General features: G+C 33.1%; 1 protein-coding gene. It reads right to left on the reverse strand.

Annotated features, from left to right (window positions below; all coding sequences use genetic code 11):
• Positions 1–593, reverse strand: a 593-nt coding sequence (locus LOK41_RS28340) for an alpha/beta fold hydrolase (protein WP_241819408.1), incomplete at its 3' end; no start/stop codon positions are given.
• Positions 594–783: the final 190 nt, after the last annotated feature.

The following is a 783-nucleotide window of genomic DNA, read 5'->3' on the forward strand; positions in this document are numbered from 1 at the left end:
TTTTGACTTAAACTTGTTGCTATAAAATTAAATAGAGGATTATCTTCCCCAAATACTTTGGAAGCGAGAACCATGTCTCTTTGATTTGGAATTGAGATTAAAAACTTTTGTTTTAATTCCGAAAGGATATATTTGACCGATTTAGTTTTTGCCAGGTCTCTTTGTAAAATCATCATTTCTCTATTGCCTTCTATAGTACCTTCTTTTAGAACTTCTAATGAAATTGGGGAATCTCCAATAATTAATGCTTTAACAAGGTCTGGATGATGCGCTGAAACCAAAATGCTGATCATTCCTCCAAGAGAATGACCAAATACAATTGCAGGCTCCTCAATACAGTATTTGATAAAACAGGATATATCAGGAACATAATCTTCTATTAGGTAATTTGAATTAATGTTATCTGATTTACCATGACCGCGTAAGTCAACTGCGTATAAATGCCAATGTTGCTCAAGTTCAGGAATTATAGATTGAAATGACTGCCATCGTGAAGTAGCTGCATGAAGAAATAGTAGAGGTGGTTTGGATGAATTACCACCTTCTGCATAATTTAGATTAACAAATCCTGTATTAAAAACTTTTTCAATCATTTAGAACTCTCCTTTATTCTTATCTATTATTTTGGTGAAATTTTACAACAAACCATAACTTTTGAGAAGAATTTTTTATTAAATTTCATCTTTGATTCACTTAGTTATTGTATACAAAAAGGGTGGGGGCGCTATGCCCTCCACCTAAAAACACCAAGAATCACCGCCGTGCTCTAACTGACAAATAGTA

Origin of the sequence: Bacillus sp. TL12, assembly GCF_022625245.1 — a bacterium.
In the GTDB taxonomy this organism is placed as follows: domain Bacteria; phylum Bacillota; class Bacilli; order Bacillales; family Bacillaceae_G; genus Bacillus_A.